This is a genomic window from Granulibacter bethesdensis (genome assembly GCF_001889545.1).
Lineage (GTDB): Bacteria > Pseudomonadota > Alphaproteobacteria > Acetobacterales > Acetobacteraceae > Granulibacter > Granulibacter bethesdensis_B.
In genome coordinates this window covers 439,234-457,633 of record NZ_CP018194.1, presented here as the reverse complement: position 1 = coordinate 457,633, position 18,400 = coordinate 439,234, and the positions used below count along the sequence as shown (strand labels likewise).

Here is an 18,400-nt window from a genome sequence, read left to right as displayed (position 1 = left end):
GACCAGACCGCCATTGTGGCAGGCCCCTCACGGTGATACCTGCGAGCGTCGGTATCGGGCAGGTCGCCCGCCGCCCCTTGATGGATATTCTGGAGCCTCTCCGCATGACTGCACCCCGCTTCGACCTGCTCGGTATCGGCAACGCGATCGTCGATGTCATTGCCCTGACCGATGATGCCTTTCTCAGCCGCCATGACATGCACAAGGGCAGCATGGCGCTGATCGATGCGGAACAGGCAGCCTCGCTGTATGCGGCACTGCCCCGCGGGACGGAAGTCAGCGGCGGCTCTGCGGCCAATACCTGCGCCGTGGCTGCCAGCATGGGGATCAGGGTCGCTTTCCTCGGCAAGGTCGCTGACGATGCACTGGGGGAGGCCTTCCGCCATGACATCACGGAAACCGGTGTGCATTTCCCCACCCCCAGCCTGCAAGACGGTGCATCAACCGCGCGATGCCTGATTGCCGTTACGCCCGACGGGCAGCGGACCATGAACACCTATCTCGGTGCCTGCGTAACCTTCTCCGCCGAAGATGTGGACACGTCTCTGGTGGCTGATTCCGCCATCACCTATCTGGAAGGCTATCTGTTCGATCCGCCAGCCGCGCAGGCCGCCTTCCGCAAGGCCGCCACTGCCGCGCATGAAGCGGGACGCAAAGTAGCGCTGTCCCTGTCCGATGCATTCTGCGTGCATCGCCATCGCGATGATTTCCTCGCTTTGCTGCCGAACGTGGACATCCTGTTTGCCAATGAAACAGAGATCACCGCACTGTACGAACGCAACACTTTCGAGGAAGCCGCCGAGCTGGCGCGGCTTGACGTCGCACTCGCCGCCCTGACCCGCAGCGAGGCTGGCAGCGTCATTCTTCACGGCGCAGACACAATCCGGATTCCGGCTGTCTCCACGAAGGTTCTGGATACGACCGGGGCAGGCGATGCCTATGCAGCCGGGTTCCTTGCCAGCTTCGCACAGGGGCAGGATCTGAAAAACTGCGGCATCCAGGGCAGCCGGGCCGCGGCGGAAATCATCGCCCAGATCGGTCCTCGTCCCCTGTCGCGCTGATACGCTCCGTTATCGGAAGAAACCGTCAGCGCCTTATGCAGGCACTGGCGGTTTGCGAACATACAGCACCCGCCAGAGCAATGCTGCCAGCAGCAATGTCAGAACGCCTGCCGTCAACACGCTGGTCGGAGTCGCCCCCAAACGCTCGAACCATTGAGTCTGGAAATGGATCGCCCCGAAAATCGCGGCTGTGGTGATCAGCCAGCGGCGACCGCTCCAGGCCCCCCATGCGGCCGCAGCCACCAGAACCACGGCCCAGCCGATGCTGAACATATCGGCGGACACCAGCACTGTATTCCTGTTATCATTGAACAGCAGCCGGTCCTCTCCCCAGAGAGAGCCGACCCAGAAAGCAAAATTGACCATCAAGGCCGAACAGCGGGCTGCGGCCAGCACCACGCCCTCCAGCACAGGCGACACACGGGTCGAGGCGAACAGCAACGCAAGGCCAAGACCGGTAAACACCAGAATCGTCTGTGCCGGCCGTTCCACCCCCAGCATATAGGTGGCATGCACATAAGCGAACGAGGTATCGAGCGAGGCCGCCAATGCGAGAACGGCCAGAACGCTCAGCATCATGCTACGGGCGAACAATGCTCCACCGGCACAGCAAAGCGCCAGCAGCAGCATTGAAGACGGTCCATGGCCAATCCAGTAAAGACTCATGCCGGTGGTCAACACGCCGAGCAGGGCAAAAATATCCGACAGGATTCCCCATTGCTGCGCCCGCTCATGCCGCAGCAACACCGCAGCCCCGATGGCAACCACGCCCATGAGCAGACCCAGAAGCGGATCAGGCGCCAGTGCAAACAACCCGGCGCACACCGCAGCCGCACCGAAACCGACCAGCACGTTCACGAACAGAGACCCTGTCTGGACCTTGCCAAGCCGGATCAGCCTGTCCCGCTCTTCCGGTGTTATCTGCCCTTCCCGCAGCAGACGGTCGAGATCGAGCACGACTTTCATGGCCCTGTCCTCCTGATACGCTCAGACCCTATAACAGGCATCACGACCAATCAGATGATCGTCAGCGCGTCCTGAGCCGCACGTCTTGCCTGATCAAGGGAGGTAGCACGAATCGCCTTTTTCACACGCGGCACTGCCCCTGCCCCCATACTGAACTGCCGGAAACCAAGCCCGAGCAGAACAGGGACCGCGGCCGGATTGCCCGCGATCTCACCACAGAGTGACATAGGCTTGCCGGCCAGCGCCGCCGCACTGGCACAGGCGGCAATCAGGCGCAGCAAGGCGGGATGGAGGGGATCATATAAACCCGCCAGCCCGGCATCCCCGCGATCAACGGCCAGCGTATACATCGCCAGATCATTGGTCCCGATCGCGAGGAAATCTGATTCTCTCGCCAGTTCCTCTACAATCAGGGCCGCGGCTGGCGTCTCGATCATCGCCCCCAGCGGCAGGGCAGCCCCATCCCATGCCTCGTGATGCAAAATCCGGGCATAGATCGTGCGGGCCGTGCGCATTTCCTGCAAGGTCGTGATCATCGGCAGTAAAATACGCACGCGGCTTTCCGCCTTCACATCACGCGCTGCCCGTAAAATCGCCGTTAACTGGGTTTCCAGCAGTTCGGGATGGGCCAGCAGCAGCCTGATCCCGCGCAGACCCAACGCCGGATTATGCTCTGTCTCGCTACGCAACAGACCGGCGGTGCGAAGAGCCTCACTTTCTTTCTCGCCGCCCCAATCGAGCACACGGATCGTGACCTGTTCCCCTTCTGTCGCCGCGATCACATGGGAATAGGTTTCAATCTGGGTTGCGATATCAGGCAGACTTTCCCGGTTCATAAACAGGAATTCAGTCCGCAACAGTCCGATCCCACTGGCACCGGCCCGCACCATCTGGGGCAATTCCGCCGGCAGTTCGATATTCGCCTGCAACAGCACTGCCTCGCCATCCGTCGTCACGGCAGGCAGACGGCTGAGTTGCGCCAGCACCAAGGCTTCCTGCTGATGGGCGGCAAGACCCTGCTTCGCCTGCCGTCGTGTGTGGTCGGACGGGTTGACCGTGACTACACCCTGATCTCCATCCAGCACCATATGCAGGACCAGCCCCGGCAAAGTCAGCTGCCGGATCGTATGCATCAGGGCCGGAACCCCGAGCACGGAGGGAATCCCAAGCGCACGCAGCATGATCGCCACATGCCCGTCCGCTCCGCCTTCTTCCGTCACCACGCCTGCGATCACGGCGGGGTCCAGCAACGCTGCATCGGACGGACGTAACATCTCGCACACCAGCACCGCCCCGCGCGGCGCAGCCTTGAAGCTGCGGAACGGGGTAGAGGCAAGGGTGCGCAACAGGCGCTGTCCCACCTCCTGAATTTCCGAGGCCTGTCGGGCCCGCATGGTACGCTCCGCCCATTCTCCGCCGGGGGCCAGCACGGCGGCAACGGTCGCCTCGACCTCATCGACCACCGCTGTCGCGGCGGAGACCAGCGCGGTCTCGATCCGCCGATGCGCTCCCCGCACCAGACGGGAATTGGCAAGCATGCGCTGATACACATCGATCAGCGCCGATAATTCCTCCTGCCCGGCCTCCGGGAGCTCCCGCAGCCCTTCACGCAGCTTTTCGAGCTGACGTCTGGATTCCTCGACCGCACGGCTGAGCTGCGCACGCTCATGCTCCACCTCATGCGCGGCAATACCCCGCCGTTCCTGCGGAGCCTCAATTTCCACCACCCCGAAAACCGGGCCAATGGCAATGCCCGGGCTGACGCCGATCCCTTCCAGCCGAATATCCTGCCCCAGACCAGATGGACCGGCAGAAGGCGAATCAGCAGAACACGGACCAGCCAAAGGCGGCTCAATCTGTTTCATGGAAACCAGCCTCGACCAGCTCAGTCAGCGCTTCCAGCGCTTCCTTGGCATCCCAGCCCTCGACCCGAAGCTCGATTTCCGAATCCTTGCCCGCACCCAGCATCATCAGCCCCATAATGGAGCGGGCAGAGACGAACTGCCCATCTTTCCCCACTTCCACCGAGGCCCCGAAACGTTCTGCCAACGTGACGAATTTGGCGGCTGCACGGGCATGCAGGCCGCGCCGGTTGCAGACAATCAGGCGGCGGCTGAGCACAGAGTTTTCCATGGCGCGTTTTACCTGTGGTTCTGTTTATCGGCAGCCGTGCAGCACGTGGGAGGCAGCAGCAATATATTTGCGCCCGGCCGTCTGAGCCCCTTCCACCACCTCGCATAAGGGCTGTGTGCAGCGGATTTTCGCCAGCTTCACCAGCATGGGGAGGTTGACCCCGGCAATCACCTCGACACCCGGTCGGTCCATCATGGAAATGGCCAGATTGCTGGGTGTACCCCCAAACATGTCGGTCAGCAGGATGACACCATCCCCGGTATCCACCTGCTGAATCCCGGCCTGGATGTCGGCGCGCCTGCCCTCAATATCATCATCAGGGCCAATACATACGGTCACCACGCTGCTTTGCGCGCCAACCACATGTTCCATGGCGCGGCGCAGCTCATCCGCGAGCCGTCCATGCGTCACCAGAACCAAACCGATCATGGCATGTATTCCATTATGATGTTGTGCGGGAGAGTGCATCGGGCGCCTGTGCGCTGCCATGCTCTTCCGGTCTTCCATTTATCTCGACAGAGCCTGCTCCAGCGGCTTCCGCCTGCGGAGCATCGTCACTGATCCCTAATTCCCGATGCGTACGCAGGACGGACCAGCCCTGAGCCCGTAATTCTCCGGCCAGTCTTTCCACCAGATGAACCGAGCGGTGCCGTCCGCCAGTGCATCCGATAGCGACGGTGGCATATTTCTTTCCTTCCTGGACGAAGCGCGGCAGCAAAAGCCTCAGCAACGCATCGATCCTGTCATGGAAAGTGGCATAATCCGGGTCTGCTTCAATATAGGCCGCAACATCCCTGTCCTGACCGGTGCGCGGCTTCAGGGTCGGATCGTAATGTGGGTTACGCAGAAACCGTGCGTCCAGCACCAGATCGGCTTCCCGCGGCAATCCCTTGGGATAGGCAAAGGAAATCAGGGATACGACCATTCCCTGCCCGGTTTCCTCCGGCCCATAGCGTTCGGCGATCATCGCCCTCAGCCTTGTGACCGGAAGATCGGTGGTATCGACAACCAGATCCGCCACATCCACCAGCGATGCGGTCAGGGCTTCTTCGGCCCGGATGCCATCCTGCACCCCCACCCCTGAAGCCAGCGGATGGCGATGGCGGGTTTCCGTATAGCGGGACAGCAGCGCCGCCGTATCAGCCCGCACGAAAACCAGATCCGCCCTGACACCGGGCAGTTGCTTCATGCGTTCCATGGCCAGAGCCAGCCCGTCCGCGGTGAAGCCACGGCTGCGGGCATCCACCGCGAAAGCCAGAGGCCCTTCCCCCCGGGTCACAAGGTCATGCACCAACGGTAACGGAGGATTATCCACCGTTTCATATCCCGCATCCTCCAGAGCACGGAGAATTGTGGATTTGCCTGCGCCGGACAGGCCGGTGATCACGACCACCCTGCGATGTTGGTCAGTGCTCATACTGCTTCCTCCTGCGCGAAGGCACCTGCCCTGCTGGCACGGCAGCCCAACGCGCATTCAAGCGCCCATTCCACACGGCAGGGCGCGGAAGCGGCGTGAGGATCAATGGCAATCAAGGGAAGGTCCAGTTGACTGTCACGGCGGGGGGATGGCAGACGTTCCTCCGTCTCCAGCGAGACAACCAGCGACAGCTTCGCCAGCGGCACATAGGGAGAGACCATGATCCCGAGGCCGCGGATTTCAATCAGCCCGGCCAGCGCCATCGGCGGGCTGGCAAGACCATCGCATATATCAACCCGGTCATCAGCAACAAGCCGGAAACCGCGATCCATCAGTCGCAACAGAAGATCTGACTTGCCCGCCCCTGCCGGGCCTATAATCAGAACAGCAGGAGGCGGGGATGCCGCATCCGTATCCGGCCTTGCAGCACAGCTTGCGTATCTCTGGCCCCGAAACTGCACCGATGCATTCATAAGCGGGACTTTGCAACCTTCATCGCCATGAGGGAAGCCCGATCCACAGTCATGCCGCATGCATATCAGGGGGAAAGATCACTCTTTCGCCAGTGATCTTATCAGATCCAGAATACGTTCCCTCACAGCCGGGTCAGTAATGCGGAAAAAAGCCTGAATCAGTTCCAGAGCTTCCTGCCGCATGGTATCGTCATCGCCAAAACCTTCCTGAGGTTCCGCAAAGCCCCCCAGTCGGGACATAGCGGCTACGCCATGACTGGCAACCTCCTGCTCCGGCATTTCATCGAAAAAGAAACTGATCGACACATCCATGGCGCGGGCCAGATCAAATAATCTGATGGCTCCAGCCCGTACAGCGCCCGTTTCATATTTTTGAATCTGTGATGCGCTGATACCAATCAGATCACCCAGTTTCTGCTCAGATACACCCAGAAAAGCACGCCGAAGGCGGATCCGCCTGCCCACGTGAATATCCAGCGCGTTGGGCTGACCATCTTTTTCAAAATTCTGGCCGATACCGATGTGACTTTCCGACAACTGGATAATCTGCCTTCACATTGCAAAGTGGAAACCACGGAACATCATATGAACATAGACCGGTTGCAAGTCTGTTATATGGATAGGCATTATAAAAAATAAATCTTATCCAAAGACTGTCGCGCAATCACCGTTCGTCGCAGTTCAGAGCGGCCACGCTCGGATTTTCTGGCGCTCGCAAATGATGGCCGCCAACAGCAGCAGGATCGCCAAAAGGACCGGAACGATCAGTCCGTATCGGCTGAAAAAAGTGGGGGCCAACGGACCGGGCAGTCTGGCCAGCAGAAAACCGGCCTGCCCCTGATTCATACGCGCCACCTGATGCCCGTATGCATCATAGGCCACGGTAATACCGGTATTGGCCGCCCTCATGACCGGCAGCCCTTCCTCTACCGCACGCATCCTGACAGCAGCAAGATGCTGATGCGGCCCTGTTGATTGGCCAAACCAGGCATCATTGGTGATATTCACAATCCAGGCAGGGCGCTGGACCTCATTGACGATCTGAGCAGGAAAAATGGCCTCATAACAGATCAGCGGCGCAAATGGCGGCAGACCGGACAAGTCAAGGGTACGCGGCCCAGGACCGGGGACAAAGCCCCCACCCGGCACAAGCTGCACCGCGAAAGGCAACCAGCCTGGCGCAAATTCACCGCCCGGGACAAGATGCCATTTATCATAAAAATCCTGAATGCTTCCCTGGCCATCCATCGCGATCAGACTGTTGCGCGGACGCCCATCGTCGCCAAACCGCACGGAGCCAATCAGGGTCGGATTACCTTCCGCAGCCTCTGCGATACTCTGCCGTGCCGCTGCATCATCGGCCAGCAGCACGACGCTCGCCGTTTCAGGCCAGACCACAACAACAGGATCGCCCGGCATCGCCTTATGCGCGGCCTCCACGCCCTCTCGGGTCAGGCGCAGATAGGTTTCCCATGTCGTACGCAGGAAGCGCCGGTCAAATTTCTGGCCCTGCGGAATATTCCCCTGTACCAGCACCACATTGAGGGCACTGGCCCGGTCAGGATGTTCTGACAGATGCATCCATCCCAAAGCAGCCCATACCGCCATACCACCAGCCCCTACGCCCCATGCGAAAGGACGCAGCACCGGCAGACAGGCCAGCAGCACTGTCAACGCAGTCACACCTGGTGTGCCAATCCAGGCAACCGGTTGGAGCATGATATCTCCGGCCAGCCCGGGGATTGCCCAGATACTGGCCAGTGGATTCCATGGAAAGCCCGTAAACAGGAACTGGCGCAGCAGATCCATTGCTGTCCATGCGGCCGAAAAGGCCAGCAAACGGGGCAACCCACGCAGGAAGCCTTTGGCGAATGCACAGGCGGCAGCAATGAACAGAGCCATCAGGGCGGACAATCCGGGCACTGCAATCGGCACGAACCACCAGTACCGGGCAGCCTCCAGCAGAATGGCTTCCGTAATCCAATACAAACCGGCGACATTCAGCCCAAAGCCGAACCAGAAACCCCGCCTGAACGCAACACGCCGAGTGGCTGCCCCTCCGATCAGCGCCATCAGGGCTGGAAAGGACAGCAACAGAACCGGAATACAGAAAAAGGGCGGCAGAGCGATGGCCGCAGCAGCACCGGCCAAAGCCCCGGCACCATCAGCCCGCCATCCCGTCAGATCGCGCAGATACAGATACCAGCGCGCAGCGTGTCCGGCAGAAGAAGAAGCTGGTACAGCCATCGCAGGCAATGCAATCAAGTCAGTGCGTCACGCAGCTGACGTTCATAGTGGCGATAATATTTATCCGTGATCAGATCCGTCTTGACCACAACCGCGACATCGGTGGTGTTAAACTCGGTATCGACCACCGCCCCGTCGCCGATAAACCCGCCCAACCGAAGATAGCCCTTGATCAAAGGCGGCAGCATCGCCTGCGCCCGGCGGATATCCAGCTCAGCCGGATCAAGCCGCCGCATGTCGATATACCGGCTTTCCAGCGCACGGGGGCGCAGACCCGGGGGGGCCAGATGATTGCGATAGAGATAGGTCAGCTCGGTCGACAGCGCCTCGACATTGGTACCCGACAGGCTTGCGCAGCCGAACATCAGGTCAATCTGGTGCAGAAAGATATAGGCGGCAATGCCACGCCACATCAGCTGCATAGCGGCACGCCCCCGATAATCGGAGGCAATGCAGGAGCGACCCAGCTCCAGCAGCTTGCCCGGAAAGGAGGTCAGGATGGAAATGTCATATTCGTTGGAAGTATAGAAACGTCCGACTTTACGCGCATCCGCATCCTGGATCAGGCGATATGTGCCGACAATGGCCTCCGGCCCGCTGCCACGCTCATGGTCGATCACCAGCAGATGATCGGCGACGGGATCAAATTCATCCCGGTCCAACCGGTCCCTGCGGATGGCGGGGGCTGGTTCGGCCCCCATTTCCTCATAAAATACGCGGTATCGCAACGCCTGGGCTGCGATGATTTCAGACGGGCTTTCCGCAATGCGGACCCCCAGATTGCCGGCACGGAGCTCACCGAAGCTTCGTTCGCTTCGTGTCGCAATTCCTAAGGGGGTCTCAGCGGTCATCGGCCTGACTTTCGTTTTGCAGCAGCCGTTTTCTGATCCGCGCCCGCAGGGTCGGCCAGTTTCCGACCGAACAGTTCCAGACGCAGCGAAACGAGGCTGAACCCCAACCGGGCCGCAATGGACCGCATCAGGCGTTCATGTTCCTCATCCTCGAATTCGATCACCTTGCCGGTTTCGACATCGATCAGATGATAATGAGGCCCATGTTCGCTGGCCTCGTAGCGGGCACGCCCGCCGCCGAAATCACGGCGGGCAAGAATGCCCTTGTCCTCCAGCAACCGCACGGTGCGATAGACCGTCGCGATGGAGATACGGGCATCAAGGGCGGAGGCGCGGCGGTACAGCTCCTCCACATCCGGATGATCACTGGCTTCCGACAGAACACGGGCGATCACACGGCGCTGGCCGGTCATCTTGAGGCCCCGCTCAACGCACATCCGCTCTATGCTGCTGCCACCCTGCCGCTCTGTCGCGTGGGGGGAATGGTTTGCCGGAGTACGGCGAACCGGAGAAGGCTCAGAAGAGCGGCGTTCCATCGGGCGGCTTCCCATCGATCCTTAACGTCCGATTGATCCCATTCAGCCCGACCCGATCACTCAGGCAGGTTGCTGATCTGCTGCGAGGTAGCCGATCAGACATGGCGTGTCGATAACCGGTATCATGACGATGCCATGAAAGACAGCCAGATCACCATGTTTATAATCGCGGCATGAACAAAAAAGGCGGCAGGATATGATCCAGCCGCCTTTCCCGACTACAATTGTGCAGTTCAGTCCCTCAGCCTGGGCTTGGTCCCAAGGCCAATTTTCTTGGCCAGCGAACTGCGATGCGTCGCATATTCAGGTGCCACCATGGGATAGTCCGGCGGCAGGCCCCAACGCTCCCGGTATTGTTCCGGAGTCATGTTATAGACGCTCTTCAGGTGCCGCTTCAGCATCTTCAGCTTCTTGCCGTCTTCGAGACAGACGATATAATTCGGGAAAACAGATTTGCGGACAGGAACGGCAGGCTGAGGCTTTTCGACCGGAACCTGTTCCTCACGCCCAAGATTCGAGATAGCGCGATAGACTTCCTGAATGAATCCAGGGAGTGCTTCGGTCTGAAGCGCATTATTCGAGATGTGGGCGGAAACAATCTGCGCAGTCAACGCCAGTAAATCAGCAGACGCCTCTGGATTGGACATCAAAAAACGGCCTTGTTTAAAAACAAAATGATCACATTATGATACTTATCAGCGCCGTTTAAGCAACAGGGCGTTTCTTAAAATAATGGTATCTATATGCAGCAGGATGAATCACATCCCATTTCAATACCGGAAAGAAGCGGCGAAATGATGACACTGCTGGATGTCACGGCGGATATATGCCCAATGACCTTCGTCCGGACCCGGATCGCACTGGACAAGCTTCCATCCGGGGCATTGCTGTCCGTTCTGACAGCTGGGGACGAAGCATCGCGTAACGTACCGCAAAGTGCTGCCGCACTCGGCCACGAGATCATTGCAATCGAACATCCCCAGCCTGGCCAGACGCGTATTCTTATTCGCCGCCAGTAATCTTTGCGCCGTCCAGAGAGCGGCTCAGGACCAGCGCATCACCGCCGCCGTGGTAATATTGACGACGCAGTCCAATCGCACTGAAGCCGAGCCGGTCATATAATGTGCGGGCAGGGAGATTGGTGGTCTCTACTTCCAGTAACATATGCTCTGCGCCCTGATCGGCAGCATGTTTCATGGCAGCCCGCATCAGCAAACCACCCATCCCCTGCCTGCGACAATACGGGGCAACCGCAAGGGTCAGGATCTCACAATCCTCGAAAATGGTCCGAAACAGTACGAAACCTGCCGGATCAGTGGCCTGCTCGCCCCTGACCGCCATCAGAGCCACAGTACCCAGTTGCTGAAGCTGCACAGCGAAAGAAGCTTCATCCCACTGCTCCTCCAGCGGAAAAGCGGCTTCATGCAGGGCCGCCAATACCGCCGCATGACCAGGGCCCACCGCTATCACCGCATCATGATCGTCCGGCAAAGGCGCCATCATGCCCGGGGGGCAGGACGGACTGTTCCGGCCTTGATCCGCGCTTCTTCCGCATAAACAGGCAATGCCGGGCGAGACGCTATCGCCCCGGATAAACGTGCACGACCAACCCGATCCAGTGCCATTACATCCGGCTCCTGCACTGCACCTACACGCAGATGAAGGTCGGGGCGCCCGGACAGCAAGCCGGCACATGATTCTGCGGCTGCCCCCGTCAGCCAGATCCGACTGCCAGACACCGGCAATCCAGTGATGCCATCAAGCGGCACCACCACAAAACCGGCCCCATTGTTCAGATAGATGTGCTCCCGCCGGGCAGGGATGACCGTCCAGAGAGTATAACCCGGCTCGGGCGGCTCCATGACGGCCAGTGCCTCGTCCACTGCCACACCGGCCAGTCTCAGACCGGCTCCCAACGCATAACCCTGCGCCACTGCCAAAGCCGCACGAATCCCGGTAAAACTGCCCGGACCAATGGAAGCGATCACCGCATCAGGCTGGCGACTATCCGGATATGTCCGCTCCATCTCGTCCAGAATCTCTGCCGCCAGTACCGGCAGACGTGATGCAGCATCCTGAACCTCAGCCGAGCGACAGACCAGCACGGTGCCATCTGCCACCCATGCGACATCAGCACCGGCAGACCGGCTGTTGAAAACCAACGTGTTCATGATGCCGCCATAACCGAATACGGAGCCGTTACCAATGCGATGCCTCAGTGGCCGGCCTCGCAAATGCGTGTATGGGAAACGGGGAAGACCTGATCGTAGCTCCAGTTATAAACGAACGCATAGACAAAATAGAATCCGGAAATGCCGATATCGGTCATCAGCGCCGCCCAGAGGCTCATCGACAGATACCAGGCAGTGAGCGGCAGAAACATGGCCAGCATCCCCCCCTCAAACAACGCCGCATGCAGCACGCGCACAGCGGTGTTCTTGCGGGTAGAGCCAGTCAGTTGCAGCATCACCTGATCAAAGCCAAGATTGAACAGGTAAGCCCAGATCGCAGCTATCACTGCGACAATGACGCTCAGGCCACCAAAAGTCCCCGTATCCACACCAAGCACGACATGACCCATCGGAATCAGTAACAGAAGGCCGATCACCTCGAACAGGATGGCATGCCGGATACGATCCCACGACGAACGCATGATGTTCACCAATCTTCACTTCATTAAGCCCGCAGAACAGGCGACAGGGCTCTATGTATCAGTAGAATTCAGTAGATAAAGTTAGATACTATCTGTTTTTCAGATAGGATCACGTCCAACATGGACATATCGTTTGAGCAACTGACCATTTTCGTCACCACAGCCGAAATGGGCTCTTTTTCAGCTGCCGGACGTCATCTGGGCAAAGCCCAGTCGGCGATCAGCACCGCGATCAGCAATATGGAAATTGATCTGGGCGTGACCCTGTTTTCGCGGGCCGGGCGCACACCATCCCTGACCGAAGCCGGAACCCGGCTGCTGGCAGAGGCGCGGGTCGTGCTGGATCGTCATGCCCATTTCATCGGCGTTGCCTGCAGTCTGGAAAAACATGTCGAGACGAGACTGGTTCTGGCCGTTGACGAATTATACCCGGAACCGGTCCTCGCGCGTCTTCTGCACTCTTTTGCCGAAACTTTCCCCAGCGTGGAACTGGAAATCCTGTTTCCGTTTATGGAGGATGTGAGCCGCCTTGTCCTCGATGGTCAGGCCGATCTGGGCATTATGTGGCGGCAGGAAACGCTGCCAGCCGTGCTGGGCTTTCACACCCTTGGCTGGGTGCCACTGCAACTGGTCTGCGCACGTGATCATCCGCTGGCGGACCAGGTGATCGAGTGGGAAGAGTTGAAGCGACACCGGCAACTGATGGTCGCGACCCGCAGCGAAAGTGAGGAAAAGCGCCGGCTGCGCATTGCGGCGGATGTCTGGTGGGTGGAAAGCCAGTGGGTCATTCTGCAACTGGCCAGGCAGGGAATCGGCTGGGCTTTCGTCTCCGATCACATCATTGCCGCCTCCAGCGCCGCCCGTGATCTCGTCATTCCGCGCCTCGCTTTCGATACGGCGGACTGGCCGGTAGCCATGGAGCTGATCTGGCACAAGCAGCGGCCGCAGGGACCGGCGTCTCAATGGCTGGCCAAGCGGTTTATCAGCGAAAAAATCGGAGTCATGAGCACCGCTGACTGCAATTCATGACCATAACAGCAAGTGCAGACCAAAGCGCGTTTATGCAGTGCAAGGAAATTTTGGAGCGGGTGAAGGGAATCAGACTTGGCTCAAAAGTGATTGATCCGAAAGAAGATTCCATCAATCAGCGCGGACTGATAGACAAGATGCTGGACTAACTTTCGTACCTTGGCAAGAGGCGTCTCCTGGGCATGTCAGTCAGGGGTAGACGATCGCTCTTCAGAAAACATTCTCAACTGCTCCGACAGGCAACACCGTTAGTCATCAGGAGTTTCATAGCGGACAAGCTCCTGAAGTTGATCCGCAACAGCACCAAAGTCATCCGAATGGCATCCCTTCATCTGGCGACCAAGTCACCACATCATGCGGCCGCACTCGGAAAGGCTCGCGCAGCAGCGAGGACGGCACGGGCCGCGGCGTTCCCATCATGGCCCATCATGTCCTTCCGACCGACACGCCGATCGCCCTCGCCCAGAACAGCCGTGTCGAGGTGCGCCTGGAAGCCGGCCATGGCCAGATCACGGGAACGCTCTCACCCGGAGGCGGACAACCCGGACAGGGCCGGCCAACAATCTTGTTTCCCGTCGCAGGATCTCATGCTGATGATCATTGCAACACCAAGCCTGCCATCGGCTTCACCGCAACAGACAACGGCGCCGATGCACTGGAGAACCTGTCGCCGACACTGAGAGCGCACGGTATTAGCGGGGTCGCCCATGACAAAGCGCAAACCTGACCGCAATGCGATCCCCGAACCCCAGCACAGAGCCAGGTCTGTCGCCTTGCGCGACCGAGACGGCGGCTCGACTGCCGAGCTCGGCGGAGAAATCTGCGACGCCCTACGAAGCAAGCTCGGGCGGAAGCGACAAAGCCCATATTCTATTTGCTTCGACCAAAGAGCACTTCCTCGGCAGCCTGTTGTCCGCAGGTGAGACAGGATGGTCGGATTGGGCGGGATGGCAGGTCGCAGGCTCATGCCGGTGGAATGCGAGCGCTTACAGGGGATACCCGACCATTACACGCTGGTGCCCTACCGCGGCAAACCCGCCGCAGATGCCCCACGCTACCGGTCCATCGGAAATTCCATGGCAGTGCCATGTGTCGCATGGATTGGGAAGCGACTGCTGCAGGCCCGCTGAGGAAACAGACCAGCGTCGGGGTCCGTTCCTCCTTCGTTCGGTCATCGACCCCATCATGGCGGTCAGCGGAATCATCGTATTGGCACATGACATCCTCCGTCATCGGCCGAATGCTTCCAGGCACGTGTTGCTGACGAAGCCAGCACCATGCAAGCAGCCAGGGTCAACCGGCTGCTGCGGAATTTCATCCGTTCGACCCGCCAGTCCGCCTCGCATCGCCCCCGCGGACGCGCGCCTCACAGGCGCTGATGCCTGTCCTGTTCCATCCAACGCGTTGGCTCGATTTACCAAACCACGGCAAGACCCGGCAGAACCGCCGATGGTCAACGCGATTGCCTTGCCATCCCTTACTACTTCCGCCAGGAGATTTCTCGTGAACCAACCTTTCCATCGAGACGTGCTCGAACTGATCGCACAAGAGGATCTGCATGCCGCGCAGGCTCCTGCAGCGTTCTTTCAAGCATGGAAGCGCGGCGCAGAAATCGCCGGCTACCAATGGTTCGGTGATGGCACCTGCGATGGCTTTCAACGTGCCACCGACAAATGGGACCTGCAACCAAGCCTGCTGATGCTCGGTGACGCCCTTGGCGTCCTGAGTGGTGGCGAGCGGATGTTCCTCGCTGCCATGGTGAGTTTCTATAACGATCGCGAGGGCGGCGCCATGCTCAAGCGCTGCAGCTTCCATGGACTTGCCGATTTTGGTGGCCTCGATCTGCGGCGCCGGCAGGTGTTCGCCAACTTGCTGCTCAACTACAATGGTTGGTGAGGCAGCCAGCTACATCACCGTCTTCTTTTCCGTCTCATGAGGGACATGCGCTCGCGCTCGGGGTCATGTCCCTCCTTTTTGCAAGGAGCCTCTACATGCTCCAGTTATCTAAAACGCCGTTTTGAAAAACCAGATCAAGCGAGTCTCCACGCACTTCGGTATTTCCGGAAGCCGCATCGGAAGCCCGCTGCATTTGCGCTAGGTTCTCGTTCACTCTAATGAGAGCGTTGGACATCCCAACGCCAGGAACCACTCGCGCAATGCCAGTCAGCATGCCCATCGAGCCGGTTTGCTCCCGCCTGTAGGTCCAGTAGACACGGTCACCACCCTGGGTGCTGCGACGGAAGGGTTGACCATAAAGCGCCTGCACGTCCCGCATTGTCGTTTTGCCTTTAAAGAGGTGCGACTGAATATACGATTGGCTGAACTTGTCCTCATACGTCTCGCCACCAGTTGCTCCTGGACCGGTGCAGGCAGCTAGTCCGATCATCGTTGCGGCCAGCAGTGGAAAGACTTGAAAGGATTGTCTCGTGATCATGGTATCCCCGATTCGGTTGCGATATAGATTGTTCTGCACGGCATCCGGATACACGGTACGTGGTCAGCCCGGAATTAGCAAAGGTGTGCTAATGGCTTGCTTAGGATGACATTGCCCCCAAATTTTATCCAGTTTTGAGTTCGCTCCAGCGGTTTTGGGTTGCTGTATTTGAGGCTGTAGCGGCGGGTTGCGGTGCGGAGCCATTCCGGCTGCGCAGCACCGCATCACGTCGCGGGTTGATTATCTGAGCGAATTCGGCAGGTGTCATCCAGCCGAGTCCATAGTGTGGTCGATGATCGTTGTAATCGCTGCGCCAGTTTGAAAGCGCTGATCGAGCATGGATCAGTGACGAGAATAGAGTTTCATTCAGGAACTCATCTCGCAGCCGCCCATTGAAGCTTTCGATGAAGGCATTCCGGATCGGTTTGCCCGGTGCGATGTAGTGCCATTCCACCTTGGCCCGATCCGTCCATTGCAGGATCGCGTTGCTGGTGAACTCGCTGCCATTGTCGCTGACGATCATCGTCGGCTTGCCTCGTCCCTCGATGATCCGATCCAGCTCACGGGCAACCCGCAGGCCGGAAAGGGACGTATCGGCGACGAGGCCCAGGCATTCCCTGGTGCAATCGTCGACGACCGTAAGCACCCGGAACCTGCGACCATCGGTGAGCTGATCCGACACGAAGTCCAGTTACCAGCGATCATTGGCGGCAAGCGGGATCAGCATCGGTGCTCGTGTGCCTATCGCTCGTTTCCGACCGCCGCGCTTGCGCACCGTCAGCTTCTCTTCCCGATAGAGCCGGAAGAGCCGCTTGTGGTTCACAAGGTGACCCTCACGCCTGAGCAGCACATGAAGGCGTCGATATCCAAAGCGGCGGCGTTCGTGCGCCAGCGCCTTCATACGCTCGCGAAGGTCATGATCATCGCGGCGCCTGGTTTCGTAACGGATCGTCATCCGGCAAAAGCCGATGGCTTTACACGCCCGCCGTTCGCTCATCTGGTGGTGATCCATCAGATGAGCGACAGCTTTCCGCTTTGCTGCGGGCGTCACCACTTCTTTCCCAAAAGGTCTTTCAAAGCCGCATTGTCGAGCATCGCATCTGCCAGGAGCCGTTTCAGCTTCGTGTTCTCGTCTTCCAGCGTCTTCAGACGCTTGGCTTCGGATACGTCCATGCCGCCGAATTTGGCCTTCCATTTATAGATGCTGGCATCGCTGACGCCGTGCTTGCGGCAAAGCTCCGAGACCGGCGTGCCAGCCTCGTGCTCCTTCAGAACGCCGATGATCTGTTCGACCGTGAAACGATTGTGCTTCATTCCCTGGTCCTCTCAATGGGCCAGAGCTTACTTCAAAATGGATTATTTCAACGGGGCAAGGTCACTCGAGCTGAAACGTGCAAGGACAAACCGTCGAGATCACCGAGGGTGTAGTCCCTCCCGGCGAACTTAGCCTGCCGAACGGCGGTATCGGTAAGAGGCATTTCTGGCTCCTGTTCTTGTCAGGAGCCAAACCTTCATCCCTTCCCCGCTTCGTTCGAGCAGCAATCCGGACTCGCCGCCAACCGCTTAGATGGACTAAAAATGGACTAAAACGTCCTGGCTGCGGATGGCTTTCGGTAGAAGTCACTGAAACAAAATCAGAGATTTTTCCTTTGAATTCAAGGCATTACAGAACTTCTCGGAACTCTGTAGAACTTAAATTGGAGCGGGTGACGGGAATCGAACCCGCACAGCCAGCTTGGAAGGCTGGAACTCTACCATTGAGCTACACCCGCAGCCCTGAAACGGATTAGCGCAGGACGCGCATGGCGTCGAGCCTTTAAACCGTGCTGTCCATCCCTTAGACATCCGGGCCTGTCGGCCTGTGAAAAATGAAGGATGGTGGAGGGGGTTGGATTCGAACCAACGTAGGCGTTAACCAACGGATTTACAGTCCGTCCCCTTTAGCCACTCGGGCACCCCTCCGGAGCGGGGTGCGGACTAGAGCCAAAAGGCGGCCTTGTCAACGTATCCGATGCGCATTTCTGGATATTTCAAGCCCCACGAAAGCGGATTATACCGGCGCGATGAAGCCACCTTCAAAACATACGGGCCGTGGTCGGCCTGCAAAAAACGCATCCTCCAGCGGTTTTTCCCGCTCAGGGCGCTCCAGTAATGATCAGGGCGGCAGTTCCCGTCCATCGGCGGGAAAATCCTTCCGATCCCGTGAGGATGCCGCACGCAGCGAACAGGGTGGAGAATACCGCTCACGCTCCGACAAGCCGCGTTTCGAGGGCAACAAGCCCACGCGTGAACAACGATTCACCGAGCGTGGGGAGCGCCCCTATCAGGGCGGAGAACGCCCGACAGGCGGCAAACCCTCTTTTCGTTCCCATGATGGAGCCCCCCGATCCGGTCCTCACGCCAGCGAGCGCACGGAACGGCGTCCGCGTTTCGATGCCCCCAGAGATGAGCAGAATTTCGGAGAACGGCCCACCCGCCATCGGCAGGACGGCGAACGCCCGTCAGGCGGACGCTCTTTCCGCCCGCGTGATGGCCGCCCGCGTGATGGCCGCCCGCGTGATGGAGCCGCCCGCTCCGACGAGCATGCCGAGCGCCGCCCG

Annotated in this window: 22 protein-coding genes, 2 tRNA genes and 1 pseudogene; 7 read left to right on the top strand and 18 right to left on the bottom strand. The window is 59.2% G+C overall.

What is annotated here, in order from left to right:
* Positions 1-104: 104 nt before the first annotated feature.
* Complete coding sequence (locus tag GbCGDNIH8_RS02085) at positions 105-1,061, top strand: adenosine kinase (RefSeq protein WP_072573539.1); 957 nt, start codon at positions 105-107, stop codon at positions 1,059-1,061.
* A gap of 33 nt (positions 1,062-1,094) precedes the next feature.
* Here GbCGDNIH8_RS02085 and GbCGDNIH8_RS02080 read toward each other — a convergent pair whose 3' ends face one another.
* The 11 genes from GbCGDNIH8_RS02080 to GbCGDNIH8_RS02030 all read right to left on the bottom strand — a co-directional run bounded on the left by GbCGDNIH8_RS02080 (position 1,095) and on the right by GbCGDNIH8_RS02030 (position 10,331).
* Positions 1,095-2,027, bottom strand: a complete 933-nt coding sequence (locus tag GbCGDNIH8_RS02080) for a hypothetical protein (RefSeq protein ID WP_072571917.1) — start codon at positions 2,025-2,027, stop codon at positions 1,095-1,097.
* A 50-nt stretch (positions 2,028-2,077) separates the two neighbouring features.
* Positions 2,078-3,892, bottom strand: coding sequence for a phosphoenolpyruvate--protein phosphotransferase (ptsP, locus tag GbCGDNIH8_RS02075; RefSeq protein ID WP_081368796.1), 1,815 nt, complete (start codon positions 3,890-3,892; stop codon positions 2,078-2,080).
* Positions 3,879-4,160: an HPr family phosphocarrier protein gene (locus tag GbCGDNIH8_RS02070; RefSeq protein ID WP_072571916.1), complete on the bottom strand. Its 282-nt coding sequence runs from the start codon at positions 4,158-4,160 to the stop codon at positions 3,879-3,881. Before GbCGDNIH8_RS02070 ends, ptsP begins: the two co-directional genes overlap by 14 nt.
* 24 nt (positions 4,161-4,184) lie before the next feature.
* Positions 4,185-4,589 (bottom strand): PTS sugar transporter subunit IIA, encoded by a 405-nt coding sequence (locus GbCGDNIH8_RS02065; protein ID WP_072573537.1) that lies wholly within the window; start codon positions 4,587-4,589, stop codon positions 4,185-4,187.
* Between the two features lie 13 nt (positions 4,590-4,602).
* Entirely contained in the window at positions 4,603-5,577 is a 975-nt protein-coding gene (gene rapZ / locus GbCGDNIH8_RS02060) for an RNase adapter RapZ (RefSeq protein WP_081368795.1), read from the bottom strand.
* On the bottom strand, positions 5,574-6,050 hold the full coding sequence (locus tag GbCGDNIH8_RS02055) for an HPr kinase/phosphorylase (protein WP_081368794.1): 477 nt from the start codon (positions 6,048-6,050) through the stop codon (positions 5,574-5,576). Before GbCGDNIH8_RS02055 ends, rapZ begins: the two co-directional genes overlap by 4 nt.
* 78 nt (positions 6,051-6,128) lie before the next feature.
* On the bottom strand, positions 6,129-6,587 hold the full coding sequence (locus GbCGDNIH8_RS02050; protein WP_072571915.1) for a helix-turn-helix domain-containing protein: 459 nt from the start codon (positions 6,585-6,587) through the stop codon (positions 6,129-6,131).
* A gap of 144 nt (positions 6,588-6,731) precedes the next feature.
* A complete protein-coding gene (gene lnt / locus GbCGDNIH8_RS02045; RefSeq protein WP_072571914.1) occupies positions 6,732-8,297 on the bottom strand; it encodes an apolipoprotein N-acyltransferase in 1,566 nt (521 codons plus the stop codon).
* A gap of 14 nt (positions 8,298-8,311) precedes the next feature.
* Positions 8,312-9,148, bottom strand: a complete 837-nt coding sequence (locus GbCGDNIH8_RS02040) for a GNAT family N-acetyltransferase (RefSeq protein WP_072571913.1) — start codon at positions 9,146-9,148, stop codon at positions 8,312-8,314.
* The gene (locus GbCGDNIH8_RS02035; protein WP_072571912.1) at positions 9,145-9,585 is read right to left on the bottom strand and encodes a Fur family transcriptional regulator; all 441 of its coding nucleotides are present in this window, start codon (positions 9,583-9,585) and stop codon (positions 9,145-9,147) included. The genes GbCGDNIH8_RS02040 and GbCGDNIH8_RS02035 overlap by 4 nt, the downstream gene beginning before the upstream one ends.
* Before the next feature lie 332 nt (positions 9,586-9,917).
* On the bottom strand, positions 9,918-10,331 hold the full coding sequence (locus GbCGDNIH8_RS02030; protein WP_072571911.1) for a Ros/MucR family transcriptional regulator: 414 nt from the start codon (positions 10,329-10,331) through the stop codon (positions 9,918-9,920).
* A 186-nt stretch (positions 10,332-10,517) separates the two neighbouring features.
* On the opposite strand from GbCGDNIH8_RS02030, the gene GbCGDNIH8_RS02025 reads away from it, so the two are divergent.
* Positions 10,518-10,703 carry a sulfurtransferase TusA family protein gene (locus GbCGDNIH8_RS02025; RefSeq protein ID WP_231130808.1) on the top strand — a complete coding sequence of 62 codons (186 nt, stop codon included), beginning with the start codon at positions 10,518-10,520 and terminating at the stop codon, positions 10,701-10,703.
* Here the strand turns inward: GbCGDNIH8_RS02025 and rimI are convergent.
* The 3 genes from rimI to GbCGDNIH8_RS02010 are packed head-to-tail and all read right to left on the bottom strand — an operon-like array spanning position 10,687 to position 12,337.
* Positions 10,687-11,175 carry a ribosomal protein S18-alanine N-acetyltransferase gene (gene rimI / locus GbCGDNIH8_RS02020; RefSeq protein ID WP_253736079.1) on the bottom strand — a complete coding sequence of 163 codons (489 nt, stop codon included), beginning with the start codon at positions 11,173-11,175 and terminating at the stop codon, positions 10,687-10,689. The two genes, GbCGDNIH8_RS02025 and rimI, sit on opposite strands and share 17 nt — an antisense overlap.
* Positions 11,176-11,183: 8 nt before the next feature.
* On the bottom strand, positions 11,184-11,855 hold the full coding sequence (locus GbCGDNIH8_RS02015; protein ID WP_072612671.1) for a tRNA threonylcarbamoyladenosine biosynthesis protein TsaB: 672 nt from the start codon (positions 11,853-11,855) through the stop codon (positions 11,184-11,186).
* Between the two features lie 44 nt (positions 11,856-11,899).
* Positions 11,900-12,337, bottom strand: coding sequence for a PACE efflux transporter (locus tag GbCGDNIH8_RS02010; protein WP_072573535.1), 438 nt, complete (start codon positions 12,335-12,337; stop codon positions 11,900-11,902).
* 120 nt (positions 12,338-12,457) lie between these two features.
* Between GbCGDNIH8_RS02010 and GbCGDNIH8_RS02005 the strand changes: the two genes are divergently transcribed.
* The 5 genes from GbCGDNIH8_RS02005 (at position 12,458) to GbCGDNIH8_RS01990 (ending at position 15,262) form a co-directional block, all read left to right on the top strand.
* On the top strand, positions 12,458-13,366 hold the full coding sequence (locus tag GbCGDNIH8_RS02005; protein WP_072571907.1) for a LysR family transcriptional regulator: 909 nt from the start codon (positions 12,458-12,460) through the stop codon (positions 13,364-13,366).
* Positions 13,363-13,515: a hypothetical protein gene (locus tag GbCGDNIH8_RS12785; RefSeq protein ID WP_157692522.1), complete on the top strand. Its 153-nt coding sequence runs from the start codon at positions 13,363-13,365 to the stop codon at positions 13,513-13,515. Before GbCGDNIH8_RS02005 ends, GbCGDNIH8_RS12785 begins: the two co-directional genes overlap by 4 nt.
* Positions 13,516-13,784: 269 nt before the next feature.
* Positions 13,785-14,093, top strand: coding sequence for a hypothetical protein (locus tag GbCGDNIH8_RS13095; protein WP_072571906.1), 309 nt, complete (start codon positions 13,785-13,787; stop codon positions 14,091-14,093).
* Between the two features lie 202 nt (positions 14,094-14,295).
* Entirely contained in the window at positions 14,296-14,496 is a 201-nt protein-coding gene (locus GbCGDNIH8_RS13320) for a DNA cytosine methyltransferase (RefSeq protein ID WP_408874683.1), read from the top strand.
* Between the two features lie 373 nt (positions 14,497-14,869).
* Positions 14,870-15,262: a hypothetical protein gene (locus GbCGDNIH8_RS01990; protein WP_072571905.1), complete on the top strand. Its 393-nt coding sequence runs from the start codon at positions 14,870-14,872 to the stop codon at positions 15,260-15,262.
* Positions 15,263-15,353: 91 nt separating this feature from the next.
* On the opposite strand, the gene GbCGDNIH8_RS01985 is transcribed toward GbCGDNIH8_RS01990, so the two are convergent.
* From GbCGDNIH8_RS01985 to GbCGDNIH8_RS01960, 4 genes and pseudogenes are all read right to left on the bottom strand, one after another.
* Entirely contained in the window at positions 15,354-15,800 is a 447-nt protein-coding gene (locus GbCGDNIH8_RS01985; RefSeq protein WP_157692521.1) for a hypothetical protein, read from the bottom strand.
* 124 nt (positions 15,801-15,924) lie between these two features.
* A pseudogene (locus GbCGDNIH8_RS01980) lies at positions 15,925-17,114 on the bottom strand (IS3 family transposase).
* A gap of 384 nt (positions 17,115-17,498) precedes the next feature.
* A tRNA-Gly gene (locus GbCGDNIH8_RS01965) sits at positions 17,499-17,572 on the bottom strand.
* A 104-nt stretch (positions 17,573-17,676) separates the two neighbouring features.
* A tRNA-Tyr gene (locus GbCGDNIH8_RS01960) sits at positions 17,677-17,762 on the bottom strand.
* Positions 17,763-18,400: the final 638 nt, after the last annotated feature.

Excerpts from the sequence above, each read along its gene's own strand:
- GbCGDNIH8_RS02015 (WP_072612671.1), bottom strand. The coding sequence starts at position 11,855 with ATGAACACGTTGGTTTTCAACAGCCGGTCTGCCGGTGCTGATGTCGCA.
- GbCGDNIH8_RS02035 (WP_072571912.1), bottom strand. The coding sequence starts at position 9,585 with ATGTGCGTTGAGCGGGGCCTCAAGATGACCGGCCAGCGCCGTGTGATC.
- lnt (WP_072571914.1), bottom strand. The coding sequence starts at position 8,297 with ATGGCTGTACCAGCTTCTTCTTCTGCCGGACACGCTGCGCGCTGGTAT.
- GbCGDNIH8_RS02025 (WP_231130808.1), top strand. The coding sequence starts at position 10,518 with ATGACCTTCGTCCGGACCCGGATCGCACTGGACAAGCTTCCATCCGGG.
- GbCGDNIH8_RS02085 (WP_072573539.1), top strand. The coding sequence starts at position 105 with ATGACTGCACCCCGCTTCGACCTGCTCGGTATCGGCAACGCGATCGTC.
- GbCGDNIH8_RS02040 (WP_072571913.1), bottom strand. The coding sequence starts at position 9,148 with ATGACCGCTGAGACCCCCTTAGGAATTGCGACACGAAGCGAACGAAGC.
- GbCGDNIH8_RS02055 (WP_081368794.1), bottom strand. The coding sequence starts at position 6,050 with ATGAATGCATCGGTGCAGTTTCGGGGCCAGAGATACGCAAGCTGTGCT.
- rapZ (WP_081368795.1), bottom strand. The coding sequence starts at position 5,577 with ATGAGCACTGACCAACATCGCAGGGTGGTCGTGATCACCGGCCTGTCC.
- GbCGDNIH8_RS01985 (WP_157692521.1), bottom strand. The coding sequence starts at position 15,800 with ATGATCACGAGACAATCCTTTCAAGTCTTTCCACTGCTGGCCGCAACG.
- GbCGDNIH8_RS02010 (WP_072573535.1), bottom strand. The coding sequence starts at position 12,337 with ATGCGTTCGTCGTGGGATCGTATCCGGCATGCCATCCTGTTCGAGGTG.
- GbCGDNIH8_RS02070 (WP_072571916.1), bottom strand. The coding sequence starts at position 4,160 with ATGGAAAACTCTGTGCTCAGCCGCCGCCTGATTGTCTGCAACCGGCGC.
- GbCGDNIH8_RS02030 (WP_072571911.1), bottom strand. The coding sequence starts at position 10,331 with ATGTCCAATCCAGAGGCGTCTGCTGATTTACTGGCGTTGACTGCGCAG.
- GbCGDNIH8_RS02065 (WP_072573537.1), bottom strand. The coding sequence starts at position 4,589 with ATGATCGGTTTGGTTCTGGTGACGCATGGACGGCTCGCGGATGAGCTG.
- ptsP (WP_081368796.1), bottom strand. The coding sequence starts at position 3,892 with ATGAAACAGATTGAGCCGCCTTTGGCTGGTCCGTGTTCTGCTGATTCG.
- GbCGDNIH8_RS13095 (WP_072571906.1), top strand. The coding sequence starts at position 13,785 with ATGGCCCATCATGTCCTTCCGACCGACACGCCGATCGCCCTCGCCCAG.
- GbCGDNIH8_RS02005 (WP_072571907.1), top strand. The coding sequence starts at position 12,458 with ATGGACATATCGTTTGAGCAACTGACCATTTTCGTCACCACAGCCGAA.
- GbCGDNIH8_RS02080 (WP_072571917.1), bottom strand. The coding sequence starts at position 2,027 with ATGAAAGTCGTGCTCGATCTCGACCGTCTGCTGCGGGAAGGGCAGATA.
- GbCGDNIH8_RS12785 (WP_157692522.1), top strand. The coding sequence starts at position 13,363 with ATGACCATAACAGCAAGTGCAGACCAAAGCGCGTTTATGCAGTGCAAG.
- GbCGDNIH8_RS13320 (WP_408874683.1), top strand. The coding sequence starts at position 14,296 with ATGGTCGGATTGGGCGGGATGGCAGGTCGCAGGCTCATGCCGGTGGAA.